15 protein-coding genes are annotated in these 20,631 nt (G+C 38.4%); 7 read left to right on the forward strand and 8 right to left on the reverse strand.

From position 1 onward, the window contains the following. Positions 1 to 13 precede the first annotated feature (13 nt). From nuoH to MTCD1_RS12715, 8 genes are all read right to left on the reverse strand, one after another. Positions 14 to 958: an NADH-quinone oxidoreductase subunit NuoH gene (gene nuoH / locus MTCD1_RS12680; RefSeq protein ID WP_231733039.1), complete on the reverse strand. Its 945-nt coding sequence runs from the start codon at positions 956 to 958 to the stop codon at positions 14 to 16. Further along, positions 951 to 3,710 carry an NADH-quinone oxidoreductase subunit NuoG gene (nuoG, locus tag MTCD1_RS12685; RefSeq protein ID WP_057181288.1) on the reverse strand — a complete coding sequence of 920 codons (2,760 nt, stop codon included), beginning with the start codon at positions 3,708 to 3,710 and terminating at the stop codon, positions 951 to 953. The genes nuoH and nuoG overlap by 8 nt, the downstream gene beginning before the upstream one ends. Next, positions 3,700 to 5,052: an NADH-quinone oxidoreductase subunit NuoF gene (gene nuoF / locus MTCD1_RS12690; RefSeq protein ID WP_057181287.1), complete on the reverse strand. Its 1,353-nt coding sequence runs from the start codon at positions 5,050 to 5,052 to the stop codon at positions 3,700 to 3,702. Before nuoF ends, nuoG begins: the two co-directional genes overlap by 11 nt. Continuing rightward, complete coding sequence (gene nuoE / locus MTCD1_RS12695) at positions 5,049 to 5,567, reverse strand: NADH-quinone oxidoreductase subunit NuoE (protein WP_057181286.1); 519 nt, start codon at positions 5,565 to 5,567, stop codon at positions 5,049 to 5,051. The genes nuoF and nuoE overlap by 4 nt, the downstream gene beginning before the upstream one ends. A 241-nt stretch (positions 5,568 to 5,808) precedes the next feature. Further along, entirely contained in the window at positions 5,809 to 7,581 is a 1,773-nt protein-coding gene (nuoC, locus tag MTCD1_RS12700; RefSeq protein WP_057181285.1) for an NADH-quinone oxidoreductase subunit C/D, read from the reverse strand. Between the two features lie 3 nt (positions 7,582 to 7,584). Then, complete coding sequence (locus tag MTCD1_RS12705) at positions 7,585 to 8,229, reverse strand: NuoB/complex I 20 kDa subunit family protein (protein ID WP_057181284.1); 645 nt, start codon at positions 8,227 to 8,229, stop codon at positions 7,585 to 7,587. Position 8,230: 1 nt separating this feature from the next. Next, the gene (locus MTCD1_RS12710) at positions 8,231 to 8,629 is read right to left on the reverse strand and encodes an NADH-quinone oxidoreductase subunit A (protein ID WP_082606520.1); all 399 of its coding nucleotides are present in this window, start codon (positions 8,627 to 8,629) and stop codon (positions 8,231 to 8,233) included. A gap of 303 nt (positions 8,630 to 8,932) precedes the next feature. After that, complete coding sequence (locus MTCD1_RS12715; protein ID WP_057181283.1) at positions 8,933 to 9,364, reverse strand: CBS domain-containing protein; 432 nt, start codon at positions 9,362 to 9,364, stop codon at positions 8,933 to 8,935. A 311-nt stretch (positions 9,365 to 9,675) separates the two neighbouring features. Here MTCD1_RS12715 and MTCD1_RS12720 point away from each other — a divergent pair, with 311 nt between their 5' ends. The 7 genes from MTCD1_RS12720 to MTCD1_RS12750 all read left to right on the forward strand — a co-directional run bounded on the left by MTCD1_RS12720 (position 9,676) and on the right by MTCD1_RS12750 (position 20,601). Beyond that, the gene (locus MTCD1_RS12720) at positions 9,676 to 12,618 is read left to right on the forward strand and encodes a UvrD-helicase domain-containing protein (RefSeq protein ID WP_057181282.1); all 2,943 of its coding nucleotides are present in this window, start codon (positions 9,676 to 9,678) and stop codon (positions 12,616 to 12,618) included. A gap of 50 nt (positions 12,619 to 12,668) precedes the next feature. Further along, entirely contained in the window at positions 12,669 to 13,199 is a 531-nt protein-coding gene (locus tag MTCD1_RS12725) for a DUF6942 family protein (RefSeq protein WP_057181281.1), read from the forward strand. Between the two features lie 346 nt (positions 13,200 to 13,545). Beyond that, positions 13,546 to 14,583, forward strand: coding sequence for a Wzz/FepE/Etk N-terminal domain-containing protein (locus MTCD1_RS12730; protein ID WP_231733038.1), 1,038 nt, complete (start codon positions 13,546 to 13,548; stop codon positions 14,581 to 14,583). A 284-nt stretch (positions 14,584 to 14,867) separates the two neighbouring features. Then, positions 14,868 to 15,908, forward strand: a complete 1,041-nt coding sequence (wecA, locus tag MTCD1_RS12735) for a UDP-N-acetylglucosamine--undecaprenyl-phosphate N-acetylglucosaminephosphotransferase (RefSeq protein WP_057181279.1) — start codon at positions 14,868 to 14,870, stop codon at positions 15,906 to 15,908. A 44-nt stretch (positions 15,909 to 15,952) separates the two neighbouring features. Then, positions 15,953 to 17,392 carry a mannose-1-phosphate guanylyltransferase/mannose-6-phosphate isomerase gene (locus MTCD1_RS12740; protein ID WP_057181278.1) on the forward strand — a complete coding sequence of 480 codons (1,440 nt, stop codon included), beginning with the start codon at positions 15,953 to 15,955 and terminating at the stop codon, positions 17,390 to 17,392. Positions 17,393 to 17,653: 261 nt separating this feature from the next. Continuing rightward, a complete protein-coding gene (locus MTCD1_RS12745) occupies positions 17,654 to 18,343 on the forward strand; it encodes an acylneuraminate cytidylyltransferase family protein (RefSeq protein WP_057181277.1) in 690 nt (229 codons plus the stop codon). Positions 18,344 to 18,348: 5 nt separating this feature from the next. Beyond that, a complete protein-coding gene (locus MTCD1_RS12750; RefSeq protein ID WP_057181276.1) occupies positions 18,349 to 20,601 on the forward strand; it encodes an N-acetylneuraminate synthase family protein in 2,253 nt (750 codons plus the stop codon). Positions 20,602 to 20,631 lie beyond the last annotated feature (30 nt).

Raw genomic sequence — 20,631 nt, forward strand, 5'->3', positions numbered from 1 at the left:
ATAAATGCTCCTGTTAGCCTAAAAGACTTAACTTAACCGCACCTGTGACTAATAGGTTCAGTAAAGACAAAGGTAATAGAATATACCAAGCGAATACCATTAATTGGTCGTATCTAGGTCTTGGTATTGCCGCTCGTAAAAGAATAAAGAATAGTATGAAAAATCCAGTTTTTAAGATAAACCATAATAAAGGTGGTAAGAAAGGGCCTTGCCAGCCACCAAAATACAAGGTAGTGATTAAGCTGGAAATTAATATCACGCCTAAATATTCACCAATGAAAAACATGCCAAATTTCATACTGGAATATTCGGTATGAAAACCTGCGACGATTTCTGTTTCAGCTTCAGGTAAATCAAAGGGCGCACGATGAATTTCTGCTATACCGGCAATAAAAAATAGCACAAAACCTAATGGCTGATAACAAATAAACCAAACATCTGCTTGTGCTGCCACGATGGCAGATAAACTAAAATCATCGGCTAAAATCACCACGCCCATTAACGCTAAACCCATAAATACTTCATAGCTGATCATTTGAGCTGCGGTGCGCATAGCCCCTAACAGCGCATATTTACTATTAGATGAAAATCCCGCTAGCATAATGCTGTAAACAGATAATGAACTGATGGCTAATAAAAATAATAAGGCATGATCAAATTGGGCAATTTGTATATTTGGCGCAAAGGGAATAATGGCAAAGCCTAACAGTGTCATGATCATGACTATCATAGGCGAGATGATAAAGAGCACTTTATCAGCAAAGGGTGGCACCCAATCTTCTTTGGTGAAAATCTTTATCATATCGGCAACAACTTGCAATAAACCAAAGGGGCCAACACGATTTGGTCCTAATCTGTCTTGCCATAAAGCCAGCACTCTGCGTTCTAGCCAAATAGACCAAGCTCCTAACAGCAGCAGTACAATTAATATGATTAAGGGTGTTAACCAGCTAGTCATTAGCATCTCCATTAGCATTGCCAGCAGAGTACTTAGTTGCAATATGCATGTTAGTTCCTAAGCGAAGAAATTCTGTAAAGGGTACTAAAACCACTTGATCTGCCAGAGTCTTGCTAATAAAACAGGGCAAAGAGATATTATAATCATCAGAGCTGATAGTGAGTTTTTCACCTGATTTAAGGGATAAATGGTTTGCTTGCTGTTGATTAAGTGAAATTACCGGCTCAGGTCTTAGTTGTTGAATGCTTGACGAATAATCGGCAAGCTCGTCATTGCTATAAATATGATGTTGAGGACAAATACTTAGGTTATTTAATTGCTGACTTGGTGAATCTATTTGCGCAGCAGGCACTGTAAACTCTTGGCTATTGAGCTGGTCAAATATTTTCAAGCCTAAATCTGCGCCTAAGCTTGAGTCCGCTTCATCTTGAAAACTTGATTGCTTTAAGTCTTTATTCAGCGCTTGATTTGAATTCCATTTAGGTGACCAGACACCCGTCACTGGCGTGGTTATTTTATGTTGGCTATTATCGAGTGTTTGTTGTCTAAAGCCAGCAACACCTTCCATGGTAAAGGTTAAATTGGATTTTTTATCACGTTTTGGCGCATATTCTTTAACATCTATATTAGCGAAAAAAGCCGTTCGAGCCGATGAACGCATTGGTTGGCGAGCGACGGGAAAGTCACTTTTATCAGTCGTTACAATTTGCATTATCGGTTGTAAAAGAGGCGTGATAGTTTGCATGTAGCGATAAAGGTTTTGTCCATCATCAAGTGCATTATGTTGTGCTAGCCATTGCACTGGCGTTTGTCTCATATCACTTGCTGGCATAACGGCATAAGCTCGTTGTAATCTACCCTCATTATTTAACCAGCTGCTATGTTGTTCAGCAAAAGAGGCCGCTGGCAATACTAAATCTGCCATTTTTACGGTATCGTTCATTATTTGTTCAATAACAACAATGTGTTTAATGTTATCTAAATATTTACTTAGTTTTTCATTGGCGCAATACCGGTATAAATCCGTTTCCATGATGATAAGTAGGGTCGGCGGGGTAGATTTTATCGAGTGTATTAAATTGTCAATATCATGATCAGGCTGTGCTAATAAAGACAGTCCTAAGGCATTAATCGATGATGTTGCACAATAAAAACCTGAGTTATTTTTATGTTTTCTTAATAAAATACTCAGCCTCAAGCATGCTGATAATAAGGCAATATCAAAACTATGGGTGCCAGTGACAACTACAGGGTTATTTGCGGCAAGTAATTCCTCGGCGATAGCGATGGCGAGGTCAGAAAACGTTTCAGCAGAAGGTGTTAGCGCATATTTACTGGTTAGATAAGCTTCAATCTCTATAAGCAACTCAAGCTGTTTATTCGGGGCTAGCTTTAGGTTATATTTTGCCACATCAGCTAATTTAGTTTCATCAGTATTGATAATAATAAGCGGTGATTTACTATCTTGGCTTATATTTCTCACGGCTTCATCTTGCCATGGTTTTATCCCCAGTTTAGCGGCTTGAGCAATGCCAGCATTTTTAGTCATTTGTCTTATCGATAAGGCTAATCTAGGTGCAGTTTGTGTTACATCTTCACCCACTAAAAGTACCGCATCACTTTGTTCTATTTGGCTAAGAGAAACTAAAGCCACTTGCTTACTTTCATAGGTTTTAGTTAATAACTGCAGTTGCTTTAATTCATTATTGGCTATGCCGGCATAAAAATTATTGCCACCGACTAACTTATGTAATGCGGCATTATTTTCCAGGGAGGAGCGGGCAGAGCCAATGCCTAATACTTGTGCATCAGTTTCATTGAGCCATTGGGATAATTGGCTATGTGCTTGCTCATTATCAAAAATATGGGTTGTTTGGCTTTGCTGAGCACGAGACCATATTTGGGTTAATTTATTGTCATGATTGACATGTTGATAAGCAAATCTGCCACGGTCACATAAAAAATGACCATTTATTGCTGCATTATATCGATTGTTGATCTTGCGGATGATACCACCACGTTCAGTGACATAAGTATTACAGCCGACACTACAATGAGTACAAATTGACGGCGCTGATTGAAGGTCCCATTTACGAATGTAGTGTTGGCTAAACGGCTTATCGGTAAATACCCCTGTTGGGCATACTTCAGCTAAATTACCACTAAATTCATTTTCTAAATTACCCGGTTCTGCACGACCAAAAAAAATGTTATTTTTTGAAGAGAATACATTTAAATCATTACCGCCACAATAATCACGATAAAATCGCACGCAGCGGTAACAGCCTATGCAGCGATTCATTTCATGGTTTAAAAAAGGCCCTAGGTATTGATTATTATGAGTACGTTTTGTGCCAGGATAACGGCGTGTTATATGGCCAGTGAGCAAAGTCATATCTTGTAAGTGACAGTCGCCGCCCTCTTCACAGACCGGACAATCATGAGGATGGTTAGTCATCATGGCTTCTATATTGGTGGCACGAAAGGTTTCGGCTTTTTCATGGCTAAATGATATGCGCATGCCTTCAGCAACAGGCGTCATACAAGACATCACTAATCGGCCTCGGGTATCTTCTTCATCTTGATATTGCATAACCGCACATTGTCGACAAGCACCGACCGAACCCATCGCGGGATGCCAACAAAAATAGGGGATATCCAACTTTAAACTCAAACAAGCTTGCAGCAAGTTAATATCATCAGCTACTTGGTAGGGTAAGTCCTCAATAAAGATAGTGACTTTATTTGTCATGGTCTTCCTCCAAATGGCTTTGTTCGCAGCTTTGAACGCAATATGGGCATGACTTTTGTGTTATATGTTGTTCAAAATCATCTCTAAAATAATTGAGGGCACTTTGTAAGGGTTCGACCGCACCTGGGGCCAGGGCACAAAAAGTATTGCCGGGGGCGGCAAATTTACATAAATCTTCCAGCTGCTTAATGTCAGCTAACTCACCTTTACCTTGTTCAATTTTCTCAAGTAATACCGCAGCCCAAGGTAAACCATCCCTGCATGGCGTGCACCAACCACAGGATTCTTGAGCGAAAAATTTAACTAAATTTAATACCATAGCCACAGGACAGTACTTATCATCTAAGACAATAATGGTGCCTGTGCCCATACGGCTTCTTTGTTTGCCTATTTCGTCATAATCCATCGGGGTATCGAAGTGCTTCGCTAATAAAAAGTCGGTTGAACCACCTCCTGGTAGATAGCCTTTTAACTTATAACCATCGGACATACCGCCGGCATAATGCTCAATAATTTCACCAATGGGTGTACCCATGGGTAACTCCCATAAACCAGGGTTTTTAACCCGACCACTAACGCCAAATATTTTTGTTCCAGCATCTTTAAACCGTCCCAAAGATTTAAACCAATCGGCACCAAAATTTAAAATATGAGGTAAATTACAAAATGTTTCGACATTGTTTACTATGGTAGGTTTACCCCATAAGCCTGCCACTTGTGGAAAGGGCGGCTTTGCTCTGGGGATGGCTCGTTTGCCTTCAAGGGCGTTGATTAAAGCGGTTTCTTCGCCGCAAATATAGCGTCCAGCACTGGTATGGATATGTATTTCAAAATTAAAACCACTGCCAAGAATATCTTTACCTAAGAGCTTATTGTCGTAGCATTCTTGCAGTGCTATTTCGATATGTTGGATAGCGCTATAATAATCACCTCGAATAAAAATATAGCCTATGTCGGCATCTAAGGTATAACCTCCGATAAGTAAGCCTTCTATGATTTGATGTGGTGTTTTTTCTAATAATAATCTGTCTTTAAATGCGCCGGGTTCCATTTCATCGGCATTCACTATCAGGTATTTTGGGTGAGGGGCGTCATCACCTTGCGGCACAAAACTCCATTTCAATCCAGTAGGAAAACCCGCACCGCCTCGTCCTCTGAGATTGGATGCTTTTATTTCATCTAATACCGCGGCTCTCGATAGGGTTAAAGCATGTTTTAAGCCATCATAACCGCCTAAGTCTTGATATTCTTGTAACTGCCAGCAGTTATCATCATCGGTGATAAAACGGGTTAAAGGCTTGGTCGGATAAGTACTTTTCTCGCTACTTTTCTCAGTATTCATGTAGACTTTTCCTTGATTAAGTTGTTTAAAATCAAGGGTAAGTTTTCTGCTTGTATTAGCTCGAACAGTGTTTCATTGGCTATCATTACTGGTGCTTTATCACATGCACCTAAACAGGGCAGCGGGATCAGGGTAAATTGATTATCATCTGTGGTTTGGCCATTGGTTATTTTTAGCTGTTTGTTTAGGCACTGCCTGATTTTTTGGCCACCCATAAGATCGCAACTAATGCCATCACAGGGGTGCAAGACCACTTTTCCCACCGGCTGGCGAAAAATAAGGTTATAAAAAGTGGCTACGGAATCTAGATCGGCTAAGGGTAAATTTAAATAAAGCGCTAAAGCTAACAGGCTGCCATCGCTAACCCAGCCGCGATGGTTTTGTATTATTTTTAAGGCATCAATACTCGCCCCAGAGGTATAGGGCGTTTTAAGTAACAAGCTATCAATTTGGGCTTTTTCAACATCACTGAGCTCAACGGTTTCATTTGTTGGGATCTCGTTGGCTAATGTCATAGAGCATCTCCTCGTTTATTTTTACTTCACTGCATATATAAATATAAGGCTCTGTTGTCGTTTAGTATTGCTGAGTAACCAAGCGAAACGCGTAAACCCATCCCTGGGGCTCTACACAAGCATCCTTGCTTGTGAAGCTCGCTTTTATCACTTCAGCAATACTTCCTGTTAAATCATATGGCTGCCATTTAGAGAACAGTTGAAGTGGTCAAGTACTTTGGAACTGAGCCATATATAAGTATCATCTATCAACATCAGCCATAACAAAATCTATGCTGGCGATAATGACGATTAAATCGGCAAGCATTAAACCTTTTGATATTTCAGGGATCATTTGTAAATGTGGAAAAGAAGGGGTTCTGATCCGCGTGCGATAACTTGAGCTGGTACCATCACTGATAATGCTATAACTGTTGATACCTTTAGTGGCTTCAACGGCAAAAGATGATTCACCATTTGGCATAACAGCACCCCAACTGGTATTTAAAAAATGCTGTATTTGTGTTTCGATATCATTTTTACTGAGGTTATTCATCGGGGGTGTTGTACATGGATGTTCGGCTTTATAAGGACCTTGAGGCATATGTTTAATACATTGCTTAATAATACGGATGCTCTGGCGCATTTCTTCTACCCGAAGTTTACAGCGAGCATAGGCATCACCTTGATCATCGAGAGGTACGGTAAAATCGTAATTTTCATAGCCGCTATAAGGCGATACTTTTCTTAAGTCATAATCACAGCCGGTCGCGCGTAAACCAGGCCCGGTTACACCCCAGTCAATGGCTTGTTGTTTGGTATATTGACCTATACCTATGCTACGTATTTTAATAATGCTATTTTGCATCACCATGACCTCGTATTCATCTAATTTATTTGGAAAATAATCAGTGAATTCAAGCATCATTTTATCCCAACCTTGGGGTAGGTCTTGTGCTAAACCGCCGATACGAAACCAGCTGGGGTGCATTCTTGCACCTGTTATGGCTTCAATAATGGCAAATAATTTTTCTCTATCGATGAATAAATAAAATATAGGTGACAACTGACCTATATCTTGGGCAAAGGTACCAAAAAACAACATATGACTTAATATTCGAAAACATTCAGACAACATCACGCGAATGCACTTAACCCGCTCAGAGACTTCAATACCGGCTAATTTTTCAATGGCTAAAATATAAGGGAAGTTATTCATCACTCCGCCTAAATAGTCGATGCGATCTGTGTAGGGAATAAAACCATGCCAGGTTTGGCGTTCTGCTATTTTTTCAGCGCCGCGATGATGAAAACCAATATCGGGTACAGCATCGATAACACGTTCACCATCAAGCTGTAAGGCGATGCGAAAGACACCATGAACACTCGGGTGGTTTGGTCCTAAGTTAAGGAACATATAGTCGTTATCATCGTTACTTTTTTTCATGCCCCATTGCTCAGGAATAAATTTTAGTGCCTGTTGTTCCTTTTGTAGTTTTTGTTCATCTAAAGTAAAAGGGTCATTCTCTGTCGCTCGACCAGGAAATTCTTTACGTAATGGGTGGCCCTTAAACGTTGGCGGTAATAAAATTCGGGTTAGCAGTGGGTGATCAATGAAGGTGATACCAAACAGATCCCATGCTTCTCTTTCATACCAGTTGGCATTTTTAAATAAGTGCGTGATGGTTGCAATTTCTAACGGTGTTTCATCGAGGGCAACTTTAAATCTAATGTGTTTATTTCTGTTAATTGATAACAGCTGGTAAACCACAGTGAAATCTAATATAGGGTACTGGTTTTTATCTAAACGCAGCCTTTCATCAACAGCATATAAATCGTATAACATATCAAAGGGGTCAGTGATGCTTTTCATAAAGGATAAAATTGCAATTATTCTTTTACTAGAAACCCATAAAGTCACTATATCGTCACAAGTAGTTTGAGCGGCAAAATGCTCTTTATTGAATTGCTTAAACAGCTCAGGGATTTGCGCTATTAGCTCATCGGTTATCTTATTATTATTCTCTGCTGTCATAAACTAGACTCCATCGGGCGTTCGAAGTGTTGTGACTGCCATACGGGAAGCATTTTTTTCATCTCTTAGATTACGGGTGGCAAATTTTTCAATTTCCTCAGCTGTTATGATGCGATTAAGCGGCCTTTTTTGCTTTGAGTAACCTTCCTTGATCGCTTGCTGTAATAAGGTTAAGCCGTACATTAAGGCTTCAGGGCGAGGCGGGCAGCCAGGTACATAGACATCAACTGGTAAAAAACGATCAGCGCCTTGTACAACACTATAAACATCATACATGCCACCAGAATTGGCACATGAACCCATGCAAATCACCCATTTAGGCTCGAGCATTTGCTCATAAAGGTATTGTATAACGGGGGCCATTTTTAAAAAAACAGTACCAGAGATGACAATTAAATCAGCTTCTCTAGGCGTGGCACGTATTACCTCGGAGCCAAAACGGGCGATATCATGACGACTGGTAAAAGAGGTGGCCATTTCAACGTAACAGCAAGATAAACCAAAATTAAAAGGCCAAAGGGAATTTCCTCTACCCCAAGCTACTAAGTCATCTAATTTAGCTAAAAGTAAATTCTTCTCGGTGAGGTCTTCAATACCCGCCACTTGAGTATCGATTACTTGCTCGGGTTTAGTTAATTGCCAACGCATTTTAAGCCTCTTTACTTAACGGGGTGTGCACACTTTTAACGGGCATTTTCTCACCCCAGAGAAAGGCGCCTTGTTTGATTTCATAGAGTAGGGCGGTTAGTAAGATGAATATAAAAAAAGAAGTGATAAAAAAACCATGCCAACCGGCTTCCATCACCACGATGGACCAAACATACAAAAAGACTGCTTCTATATCAAAAATCACAAACGAGATAGCCACTAAAAAGTAATTGATATTCCATCGAATATCAGTACTTCCTTGGCCAACGATGCCAGACTCGAATGGCTCATTATTGGTTCTGGCGGGGACTTTAGGGTTGAGTAAATGAGACACCAATAACATGGTGATGGTTAATAATATAGTGGCGATAAAATAAACTATAAAACTGGTTGAAAGCATAAGTCACCTTAACCTTTATTTTTCTTTTTCTTTATTAGTTAAAATCAACTGAAAATCAATTAAATATGAGGAAGTTACAGTACTTGATAAAAGCATAGTATAAATTTTCAACAAACCAAGGCCGAATAAAGTTTTTTAGCGATGAGTTTTACACGCTGCTCTGCTTTAAAATATGCTCAGTGTTTTCAATAAAAAAACAGTAAAAAGTTATGCTTTAATGAAGGAAAGTTATCGCACATTCATGTAGCCACAGCACTGAATGTACTTTTACACATGCCGCAAGCGGGTATTTTTAGCCTTTATTTATACCAGACGACCATGGCCTTTTTGATAAAATGAGCGTAGGTGAATATTGATAGCCTTTAAAATATCACTGCGGGTAATAATACCTAGTAACCGTTTATTCTCATCAACTACAGGGTAAAGCTTTGGTTTGTTTTTAGTCATTTGTTGTGCTAAATCGACTACAGAGTTTTCACAACCTACCGTTAGGACATCGGTTCGCATCATATCTGCCACAGTCGCGTGAGGCTCACTTAAATAGGTATCTTCAAGCAGGTGAATTAAGCACTCTTGCTCTGATAAAAAACCGATAACACGTTGGTAAACATCGAGTACCGGTCCACCGTTTTGAGGGGAGTCAATTAATTTTTCTGAAGCTTCTGCAACTGACATGTCAATAGTAAAGGTTACAGGGTGTTTGTTCATGTAATCCTCAATTCTAATGGATTTCATTTGTTTCTCCTGAGCTGTTTTACCCTTTTCAACTTATACAACTAATCTTAGTTGTGTTTTAATATTTTTTCCTTTAATTCTTAAAAATTAACTTTTACAGTAGTCAAAAGTGCTAGCTGAGATTTTGATAGCATACTTTATGTTTTTGGTGATGAATTTAATGAGTGTATTAAGGTTATTAACTCCTTTATCTCAAGTTGCTTATTAATTTCCTACTTTGTTTATCACTTCATTGGTACCTGAACACAGTACTAATGATAGAATAATCATTATGGCTTTATTCTCTTTCCGTATTTGGGTTTTTGTTGTCAATGAAATGTATATCTTCAAGTTTTCTTGGCCGATTTATTGGTCTCCCAACGGTAATAAAGATCAGTGCAAGTGGCTTAGTTATTGACGTTGACCAGCGCTTACTCACCATTTCATGGCAAGAGTTGCTAGTACCCCCTGAATTTCACCTGAGTTTTTTCGGACAAATTATGTCCTTGAAAACGGCAAACAAAAACTATGTCTTTACTATGCTTGCCTATAATGCCAAGCGCAGGCAAAAGAGTAAGCTTGAACAGCTTTGGGTATTAGCTAATATTAATCGTGTTGACACCTTATTAACGGCGATAAAAAAAACAACTACGAATCGTTACTTACGCCAATCAAGCATTGAACGTATACAATTATCGGCAAGTGAAGAAGGTAAGCGTTGGTTCCCTTGGCTTAACTCAAGCAAGTTAAGCCAGTTAAGTAAGGCAAGTAAAGCATTGGCCGAGGTTGCTGAAAAACTGCAACGGTTATCCTTTTACCAAAAGTGGACAGAGCAAGGCATAGCTGAGTGTCGTGAACGCTATATCAATAAACAACTTCAAACCTATAAACGTTTTTTTGATACGGTTGAGTCTAATCCGTTAACACTAGCTCAACGCCGAGCATGTATTATCGATAATGATAATAATCTGCTGTTAGCTGGCGCTGGCACGGGGAAAACCAGTGTTATGGTTGGTCGCGCAGGTTATTTATTAACTAGCCAACAGGCGGATAAGGGCGAAATATTACTATTAGCCTATGGTCGTAAAGCGGCTGATGAAATGGATGAAAGAATAAAGGATAAATTATCGACTGATAAAATAAGCGCGACTACTTTTCATAGTCTTGGGCTTAGTATTATTGCCCAGGTTGAAGGCAGCAAGCCTAGCTTATCGGTATTTGCACAAGATGAAAAAGCAAAGTTTCAATGGATTCAAGGTTATTTTGACAAGCTAATGAATGAGTCGGGCCAATATCGTCAGCTGGTGCTCGAATATTTCAGTCAATATTACTACCTTGAGCGTAACGAATTTGATTTTGATAGCCTTGGCGAGTATTACCAATATTTAACCGACAATGATATTCGCACCTTTAAAGGCGAGCAGGTGAAAAACTTTGCTGAGCTTTATATTGCCAATTGGTTATTTTCTCATGGTATCAAATATCAGTATCAAGCTAACTATGCTGATGAGGCGAAAATGTTAGGTGGTAAACAATATCAGCCAGATTTTTTCTTACCTGAGCTAAATTTATATATTGAATATTATGGGCTAGATGAGCATGGCGATACCGCCGGCTATATAGATAAAGACGAATACCATCAGGCGATTAAATGGCGACGAAATACCCATGAAAAATTTAACACTCAATGTTTAGAGTTTACTTATGCTCAACATAAACAAGGCAGCTTACTTAGCGCCTTAATGGCGTCATTGACGGCTAAAAAAATTGACTTTGCAGCGTTACCTAGCGAGTTTATACTGGCAAAACTAAAAGAAAGTGGCAGAATAACAGAGCTGGCGAAAACATTTTCTCAGCTAGTTGGGCTCTACAAAGCAGCGTGTTTGGACAGCACTTTAACCGATACAGTCATCGCTAACTCAGCGCAGCCAAAACAGACCAAAAAGGCGTTAGCGTTACTTAAGCCAATTTTAAGCGCTTATGCACAGCAGTTAAAATCTCACGGTGAAATTGATTTTGACGATATGATTAATAAAGCGTTAGCGTATGTTCAAACGGGAAAGTTTCATTCGCCATGGCGTTATATTATGGTAGATGAGTTTCAAGATATATCAGAGCCACGAGCGCGTTTAGTCAAAGCTTTACGTGATAATAATAAAGCATGTTCGGTATTTGCTGTCGGTGATGATTGGCAGGCGATTTACCGCTTTAGTGGTGCTGATGTTACTCTGACGACTGAGTTTGAAAATTACTTTGGCGCAACCACGCAAGCAGAATTAGACCTAACCTTTAGGTTTAATAACAAAATAGGAGAAGTCGCCACAGCTTTTATCAGTAAAAACCCGGCACAAATTAATAAAACCATTAACTCTTTGCACCAGGTTAAAGCGCCGGCTGTATCGCTGCTCAAACGAGATAGTAGCCGAGTAAATTCACAAAAATCGACTGTTATTAATGAACTGGAAAATGGCGCCATTGATGATGTTTTAGCGGCTATTTCAGTAAAGGTAGATCAGCCTGTTAGTGTGTACTTACTTGCTCGTTTTTGGTTTCTTTTGCCGAGTCAGCTAGATCTTAAACGATTGAATAGTCAATACCCGTTATTAAAGATAGAGTCGCAATCTATTCATGCCTCAAAAGGGAAAGAGTCCGATTATGTCATTATTATTGGTCTCAAAAAAGGAGCCCATGGTTTTCCTTCTGAAAAAGTAGCCCCGGCACTTGTTGATGCGCTACTGGCGAAAAAAGAAACCTTTGCCTATGCCGAAGAACGACGCTTATTTTATGTCGCGCTTACCAGAGGCAAAACCCGAGTTTATATCATTGCCGATATGACAACAGCTAGCCCCTTTGTGCAAGAGCTGGTGGCTGAACATCAAATTGAACTGGATGAATTTTGCAGCACGGTAAGTCAATCAGTGGTCGAGGATATCAATTGTCTGCTTTGTGAAACTGGTGTTTTAACAAAACGCAGCGGTCGCTATGGCGATTTCTATTCTTGTTCTCACTTTCCTCGTTGTCAGCACAAAGAAAAACCTTGTGCAAAATGTGCCAGCCCCATGACACGTAAACGCTATCTCGGCTTTAAACTTTGTTTAAATGATTCATGTAAAAGTCTTATACCAACCTGTGATAAATGTAATGCTGAAATGGTTTTTCGTACCAGTAAAAATGGTGATTTTTGGGGCTGTCGAAATTACCAAGGCGATGAGCCAATGAGCTGTAAAAATTCCTTAGATGACTCAAAAGTAAATTGGCCTGAATTGCTTGATTAAAGCAGGGTAAATATTAGTGTGATAAATAATTAAAGGGGGATAGCGGAAATATGACTAATATCGGTTTTGGTGATAGTGGTTTTAACTTTGCTGTTTATATAGCAAACAAGCCTAATATGTTCGAATATCAAAGCTTGACTGCCGTTATGCCACTGGTTAATGGTGAAATTAGCGCGATTAATCAATCATGTGGTAATGGCTGGCGTAAAGTGTTTAATGTATACGCTAAAGTGCTTTATTCTTTGGATAAAAAGTATTTTGGCTTCTCAAAGCATGCGCCAACATGGCAAGACTATCGTGATAAAGCCCTATTACAAGCACAGAGCAATACTGCCTTGCTCTTTTCTGCGCCGCAGTTTGAGCCAAGCAAAGGAATAGTGCATATCATTTGTGGTAAAGGCCATGCCAAAGCGTTGCTCAGTAACGGTAAGCTTAATGTTAATTTAGTGTGGTTAGATGATGAATTTGCTATTGATAGCTCGAATAAACTTATTGTTTGTCCATACTTTGATTACCGTCAACTGAGTAATATTAAAATAGAGCGTCTGGCTAATTTATTAAAAAGCTTAAAAAAGGTATAGCAAAGCTTTAGTTCATTTGTTTTGTTTAGTAAAAATGGCCCGGTATCCTCAGCGATGAATCAGTTTGTATATTTTTAAGTTAGGTCATTACCTAAGTAGCTAAGCGGCCGTGGCATGGATGCTCCTTATTTAGACAATGCAGAAAGTTGTTAGAAATCCATTATTTATTGCCGTCATTCCCGAAATATATTGTCGGGAATCCATGTTTTTCATTATTCAAGGTTATAACAAACTAGAAGCCCTTTAACTTTGTCAGGATTCTTCGTATAATGCGGCAAATTTATTGTTGCTCGTTAAGCTAATAAAGCGGATACGAGCAATATATGCCAAGCGGATATGGTGAATAGTGTCAAAGTCAGTCGAAAACTCTGTAGTAGAGACCCAAATAATGTCAAATGATGCCAGTGTGCAATTATTGCAACAACAGTTACTGCAGCAACAACTGCTATTACAGCAAAGCCAAACTCAAGCTCAAAATCAAGATGATGAAATTGACTTAGCCGAACTTTGGCGCGCTATTTGGGCGGGTAAATTTATCATAATAATTATTACTATGATATTTGCTATTGGCTCTGTATTCTTCGCGCTGTCTAAACCGGACATTTATAAAGCCTCAGCTATATTAGCACCAGCTTCAAGTGAAGGTGGCGCAGGTGGTCTTGGCGCACTCGCGGGTATGGCAGGTTTAGCTAGTATGGCAGGTATAAATCTTGGCGGTGGCGGTGGTGATAAAACGGCGTTAGCCTTAGAGATCTTAAAGTCACGTTCATTTATCGAAACTTTCATTAGTAAACATGAGTTGTTAGTGCCATTGATGGCAGCAAAAAACTGGGATAGGGCAACAGATACCCTAATCTTAAACGAAGAAGCGTACGATACCGAAAGTAAACAGTGGCTTAGGGAAGTCAAAGCGCCGAAAACCTCTGAACCATCGACCTGGGAAGCTTATACTGCATTCTCAAGGTTAGTAACAGTTGCTCAAGATAAATCGACAACAATGGTTAATATCGATATTGAATTCTATTCTCCTGCAATGGCAAAACAATGGTTAACCTGGTTAATCCACGATATTAACGAATTTATGCGTGAGCAAGACCAAATTGAGGCAAAAGCATCGATAGACTATTTAACTAATCAGTTAATTAATATTAAAGTTGCCTCAATGGAAGTGGTGTTTTATCAGCTGATTGAAGAGCAAACTAAAAACATGATGTTAACTATGGTTAAAAAAGAATATGTTCTTAAAACCATAGACCCTGCACAAGTCCCTGATACCAAAGATAAACCAAAACGCGCGTTAATTGTGGTATTAGGTACTATGCTTGGTGGCATATTATCGGTATTAATCGTACTGATTCGATACTTTAGCAGAAAAGATAACTAACAAATGTGAGACTAACGGGCATGGTCAGTAATTATTACTTGTAGTAATCTTACAATAAGAAACACTTTCTTACTGCAATAGTCTATTAACTCAAGTATACTCTGCCCGTTAGAAAACTCACTAATTATAATAAAATCAGAAACAAGGTAGTTGATTGATTTAATGAACAATAATTTCATATTGTTTTATTGTCTTTGTTATCACCTTTGAAATTAATTTTTAACTACCTTTAGGCCTTTAGGCCTTTAGGGCGAAAATTTAGCTAACGCTATCGGAACTTAACTATGTATATTCTTGCTACAGCTACTACCGCATTCATCTTTGCGTTTTTAGCGATTAAATTTTTTAACCCAGTAGCAATAGAAATCGGTTTAGTTGATAAACCTTGTGAGCGCAAACAGCACTCAGGACATATTCCCCTTATTGGTGGGATTTCAATATTCTTAGCGGTACTCGCTGCCAGCCTATTATGGTTACCTAATACCTTAGAACTACGTATGTACCTTATTGCTTCGGCTATGATGGTGTTTATTGGTGCCCTAGATGATAAGTTTGACCTACGTGTACGTGTTCGTATCGTCGGCCAAATAATTATTGCTAGCCTAATGATCTATGGTGTTGGTGGCTATATTTCGAACTTAGGTAACATATTCGGTTTTGGAGAGGTAACGCTAGGCCCATTGGGTATAATCTTTACTTATGTCGGTATTATCGTCGTTATAAATGCTTATAACATGATTGACGGTATTGATGGCCTGATTGGTAGCCTAAGTATTAACACCTTTATCTCAATTGCCATTTTATTTATTATGAGTGGACAAACCGATTATTTAAGTTACCCCTTGATACTAGCAACGGCAACAGTGCCTTATTTAATGTATAACCTAGGCTTCTTCGAAAAGTTTTTTAATAAAGAATGCAAAAAGATTTTTATGGGTGATGCGGGCAGCATGTTTGTCGGCCTAAGTGTTATTTGGTTATTAACTATGGGCACTCAAGGCGAACAAGCATCCTTTAGACCAATAACCGCCCTGTGGATTTGTGCAATACCATTGATGGATATGTTAGCCATCGTGGTAAGACGTTATAAGAATGGTAAGTCTCCGTTTAAACCAGACAGAGATCATCTACATCATATATTGCAACGTGCAGGTCTAAGCTCTAAGCAAACCTTAATCGCTATATCAACAATTGCGGTAATTATGTCGGTAATAGGTCTAGCTGGTGAGTATTTTCAAGTTGCTGAAAGTGTAATGCTGATAGGATTTCTAGTGATGTTTTTTCTTTACGTTTTTACTATCCGAGTTATGACCAAGAACATCTAATGCAATAAAAACATGTATTAAATGTTGAATTAAAGAGTTAAATCATGATATTACCAGTAATTATGTCTGGTGGCAGTGGTAGCCGATTATGGCCGTTGTCACGTGCACTTCACCCAAAACAGTTTTTACCCTTAATTACCAAAAACACCTTATTACAAGAAACTATCAATCGTTTAGATGGTGATTTTTTAGGTGATAAGTGTTTAGATCCTATTATTATTTGTAATAATGAACATCGTTTTCTTGTTGCCGAGCAATTACGTCAAAATAATAGCAAAGCTAGTCGTATTATTCTTGAACCTATGGGGAAAAATACTGCTCCAGCAATTACCTTGGCAGCTCTTGCCGCATTAGATGATGGTGATGACCCTATTTTATTAGTACTTGCCGCAGATCATGTCATTAAAAATATTGAGGCTTTTCAACAAGCCATTGTGTCAGCATCAATATTTGCAGAGCAAGGGAAACTCGTTACTTTCGGTATAGTGCCGACGCATGCAGAAACAGGCTACGGTTATATAAAACAAGGTAGCCTGCTAACTGCAAATAATGAGCAAGTAAATGCTACGAGTTACACAGTAGCTAGTTTTGTCGAGAAACCAGACCTAGCAATCGCTGAAGAATATTTAGCATCAGGTGACTATTTATGGAATAGTGGCATGTTTATGTTTAAAGCCTCTAGGTATTTAGAAGAGTTAGCAATATTCTCACCTGAAATATTAGCGGTATGTAAAGAAGCATATAGCAATAAAACCCATGATTTAGATTTTACCCGTATTAGTGCTGATATTTTTAAACAATGTCCAGAAGACTCTATTGATTATGCGGTAATGGAGCATACCGAGCATGCCGTTGTTGTGCCATTAGATGCTGAGTGGAGTGACGTTGGTTCCTTTTCGTCCCTTTGGGAAGTCAGCGAAAAAGATGAGCAAGGTAACGTTTCCCAAGGTGATGTTATTTCACAGTCAACAACAAATTGTTATATCAATGCTGAAAACAGGTTGGTGACAACGGTAGGTGTTGATAACTTAGTCATTGTAGAAACAAAAGATGCCATATTAGTAGCTCACAAAGATAAAGTGCAGGATGTAAAGTCAATTGTTAACATCTTAAAAGCCGAAAATCGTTATGAATACAAACATCAACGTGAAGTTTATCGTCCATGGGGGAAATATGACTCTCTTGATATTGGTGAGCGCGACCAAGTAAAACGTATCACAGTAAAACCAGGCGCAAAACTGTCAGTGCAAATGCACCATCATAGGTCCGAACATTGGATAGTCGTTTCGGGTACCGCTAAAGTAACCAATGGTGATAAAACCTTCTTATTAACCGAAAATGAATCTACCTATATTCCGCTAGGTCAAATACACGCATTAGAGAACCCTGGTGTATTACCGTTAGAGTTAATAGAAGTACAGACCGGCTCATACTTAGGTGAAGATGATATAGTCCGATTTGATGATAAGTATGGCAGAGTATAAGGACTAAACATGCAGAGTAATTCAAAAATTAATTTTAAAAACGCTTAATGCCGAAAGTGGTATTGCTTTTGGTTCATATGATTCGCGTGGTTTTGTTATTCAATTCCCCAGACCCATAAAGCTGCATACTTAAATTATGTTGTATGTAAAGGGAAGTTGTGTTCAAAGGTACAATAATACGTTGTAAATGTTTAATACGTATTATTATATAACTGTTGTATTTTAAACCATATTTATAACAAATAACTAAGGAAATTATTAATGTCTATAGTTGCTTTTATTCCCGCTAGAGGGGGTTCTAAAGGTGTTATCCAAAAAAACATTAAGCTCCTAGCTGGTAAACCGTTAATAGCATGGAGTATAGAGCAAGCTTTAGCCTCTAATCTAATTACCCGAGTTATTGTTTCTACTGATTGCCCCGAAATTGCAAGGGTAGCCAAAGAGTACGGTGCAGAGGTACCTTTTTTAAGACCAGACTCTATATCAGGTGATAAAGCAACAACGGAATCCGCAATGTTGCATTGTTGTAGTTACCTAAAAGAAAAAAATGAGTTTCCTGAGCTGTTTATCTTGGTGCAGGCTACTTCACCTATACGCTCTGAAAATCAATTTGATAATGCTATTTTATATTTTAAAAAAAATAATTATGATAGTTTATTGACGGTTTCCCCCTCTCATCGTTTTACGTGGAAAAATCCGGCAAATCCCTCTGCATCGTATGATTTTACGAACCGACCTCGTCGCCAAGATATAAAGGAAGAAGACCAAGAGTATTTAGAAACAGGCTCTTTCTATATCACCAAAACTGAATTACTAGTTGAAGCTGAAAATAGGCTTGTTGGGAATATTGGGATGTTTAAAACACCAGAAGATGAAAGTTATGAAATAGATAGCTTGGTCGACTTTAAAGTATGTGAAGAAATTTTAAAAATTAAAAATAATATAGGGTAAACGATATGTTACTGACTAAAAAAATCCAACAATACATCTGTTTTTCCGAATCAAGCCTCATCGATGTTTTGAAGAAGATTAATGAAAATAAAGCTCGTGTTATTTTTGTCGTTTCAGAGCATGGTAAGCTACTGGGAAGTATCTCAGATGGCGATATCCGTCGCTGGTTGACCGAAACTAAAGAGCTAGATTTAAATGTATTAGCTAAAGCTGTTATGAACTCAAATGTTCAAAAGCTTTACGTAGGAGTTGATGAAACTGTAGTTGATAAATTATTCCATGCTGGAATAGACTGTGTACCATTGGTGGACGAGGGTGAACATCTAATTCAGCTGGCTTTTCAGAAAAAAAGTGGCTTTTTTGTTAAAAATAGAGAAATATCTGAAAGTTCACCAAGTTTCATTATTGCGGAAATTGGCAATAATCACCAAGGAGATATCAATTTAGCGAAAGAGTTGGTCGATCATGCGGTGGCTGCTGATGTTGACTGTGTAAAATTTCAAATGCGCAACATGAAAAACCTATATAAAGATTCAGGTAAAAATGATATTTCTGCTGATTTAGGTGCACAATACACATTAGATTTATTATCTAAATTCCAGCTCTCAAATGATGAGTTAATCGAAGTCTTTGACTATGCTAAATTTAAAGGTGTTCTACCTCTATGTACCCCTTGGGATATAGAGTCTTTAAAAACGCTAGAAAATTATGGTATGGCAGCTTATAAAGTAGCATCTGCAGATTTTACAAACTTTGAGCTTTTAGAAGCGATAACCAATACAGGTAAACCATTTTTCTGCTCAACGGGAATGTCAAGTGAAGCTGAAATTAAAGAAACGGTAGCATTTTTAAGGGGGTTAGGTGCAAATTTCGTATTACTTCATTGTAATTCAACTTATCCAACACCATTCAAAGATGTAAACCTAAAATACATAACTCGTTTAAAAGAAATAACGGGTGCACTTGTGGGGTATTCTGGCCATGAGCGAGGTATTTGTGTCCCTATAGCTTCTATAGCACTGGGAGCAACAGTCATTGAGAAGCATTTGACTATTGATACATCATTAGAAGGAACTGACCACAAAGTGAGCTTGCTTCCAAGTGAACTAAAAGAAATGGTTAAACAAATCCGTCAAGTCGAAGAAGGACTTGGAAGTGATGAAAAACCACGAGAGATTACTCAGGGAGAGCTATTGAATCGTGAAAATTTAGCCAAGAGTTTAGTTGCAGTAAGAGATGTTAATCTAGGTGAAATTATCACCCGCGATATGGTTGAAATCAAAAGCCCTGGTCAAGGTCTGCAACCTAATCGTTTAAACGATTTAATAGGTAAAAAGGCTGATAGGAACATTCCCAGAGGTGGTTTTTTCTACATGAGTGATATCATAGGTCGAATTAAGAAAAGAGATTATCAGTTCAATCGCCCATTTGGCGTTCCAGTTAGATATCATGATTTCAGACAAATACTCGAGGGGACAAATTTAGATTTTGTTGAGTTTCATCTTTCATATAACGATATGAAGGTTGACTTAAAAGACCACTTTTCTGGGGTAGAAAATATTGGTTTTGCAGTTCATAGTCCAGAGCTTTTTGCCAACGATCATATCTTGGATTTATGCTCTGATGATCCTGAATACCTTGCGAAATCTAAAGTTTTATTACAAGAAGTAGTAGATATTACTCGAAATCTTAATCAATTTTTTCCTGATACTAAGGACCCCGTAATTGTAGTTAATGCAGGCGGTTGGAATCCTAATGGATTTATTGATGAAAAACTGAAAGCTGGAAAGTATCAATTAATTTCAGATGCTCTAAATAGTCTTGATTTAGAAGGTGTAACTATTGCCATACAAACCATGCCTCCGTTTCCATGGCATTTTGGTGGGCAGAGTTACCATAATTTATTTGTTTGTGCTGATGAAATTGTAGAGTTTTGTAAGAAGAATCCAAAAATAAAAATTTGTTTAGATATATCTCACTCTATGATGTCATGTAATTATTATGGGTGGGATTTAATCAAATTTGTTGAAAAGGTTGCTCAGTATAACGTACATTTACATATTGTGGATGCTAAAGGCATTGATGGTGAAGGGATAGAAATAGGAAAAGGGGATGTTAACTTCCCTGCGTTAATGACATTGTTAGACAAAGAAAATAAAGAAGTACAATTTATCCCTGAAGTGTGGCAAGGACATAAAAATGGAGGGGAAGGTTTTTGGGCTGCACTTGAGTTTTTAGAGTCTATCAATTCAAAGTGATTTATACGTATAAATTATTTTGCCTTTTAG

Origin of the sequence: Colwellia marinimaniae, assembly GCF_002207865.1 — a bacterium.
In the GTDB taxonomy this organism is placed as follows: Bacteria; Pseudomonadota; Gammaproteobacteria; order Enterobacterales; family Alteromonadaceae; genus Colwellia; species Colwellia marinimaniae.

Excerpts from the sequence above, each read along its gene's own strand:
- nuoE (WP_057181286.1), bottom strand. The coding sequence starts at position 5,567 with ATGACATTAGCCAACGAGATCCCAACAAATGAAACCGTTGAGCTCAGT.
- MTCD1_RS12705 (WP_057181284.1), bottom strand. The coding sequence starts at position 8,229 with ATGCGTTGGCAATTAACTAAACCCGAGCAAGTAATCGATACTCAAGTG.
- MTCD1_RS12745 (WP_057181277.1), top strand. The coding sequence starts at position 17,654 with ATGTCTATAGTTGCTTTTATTCCCGCTAGAGGGGGTTCTAAAGGTGTT.
- nuoG (WP_057181288.1), bottom strand. The coding sequence starts at position 3,710 with ATGACAAATAAAGTCACTATCTTTATTGAGGACTTACCCTACCAAGTA.
- nuoC (WP_057181285.1), bottom strand. The coding sequence starts at position 7,581 with ATGACAGCAGAGAATAATAATAAGATAACCGATGAGCTAATAGCGCAA.
- MTCD1_RS12750 (WP_057181276.1), top strand. The coding sequence starts at position 18,349 with ATGTTACTGACTAAAAAAATCCAACAATACATCTGTTTTTCCGAATCA.
- nuoH (WP_231733039.1), bottom strand. The coding sequence starts at position 958 with ATGACTAGCTGGTTAACACCCTTAATCATATTAATTGTACTGCTGCTG.
- MTCD1_RS12715 (WP_057181283.1), bottom strand. The coding sequence starts at position 9,364 with ATGAAATCCATTAGAATTGAGGATTACATGAACAAACACCCTGTAACC.
- MTCD1_RS12710 (WP_082606520.1), bottom strand. The coding sequence starts at position 8,629 with ATGCTTTCAACCAGTTTTATAGTTTATTTTATCGCCACTATATTATTA.
- nuoF (WP_057181287.1), bottom strand. The coding sequence starts at position 5,052 with ATGAATACTGAGAAAAGTAGCGAGAAAAGTACTTATCCGACCAAGCCT.
- MTCD1_RS12740 (WP_057181278.1), top strand. The coding sequence starts at position 15,953 with ATGATATTACCAGTAATTATGTCTGGTGGCAGTGGTAGCCGATTATGG.
- MTCD1_RS12720 (WP_057181282.1), top strand. The coding sequence starts at position 9,676 with ATGAAATGTATATCTTCAAGTTTTCTTGGCCGATTTATTGGTCTCCCA.
- MTCD1_RS12725 (WP_057181281.1), top strand. The coding sequence starts at position 12,669 with ATGACTAATATCGGTTTTGGTGATAGTGGTTTTAACTTTGCTGTTTAT.
- wecA (WP_057181279.1), top strand. The coding sequence starts at position 14,868 with ATGTATATTCTTGCTACAGCTACTACCGCATTCATCTTTGCGTTTTTA.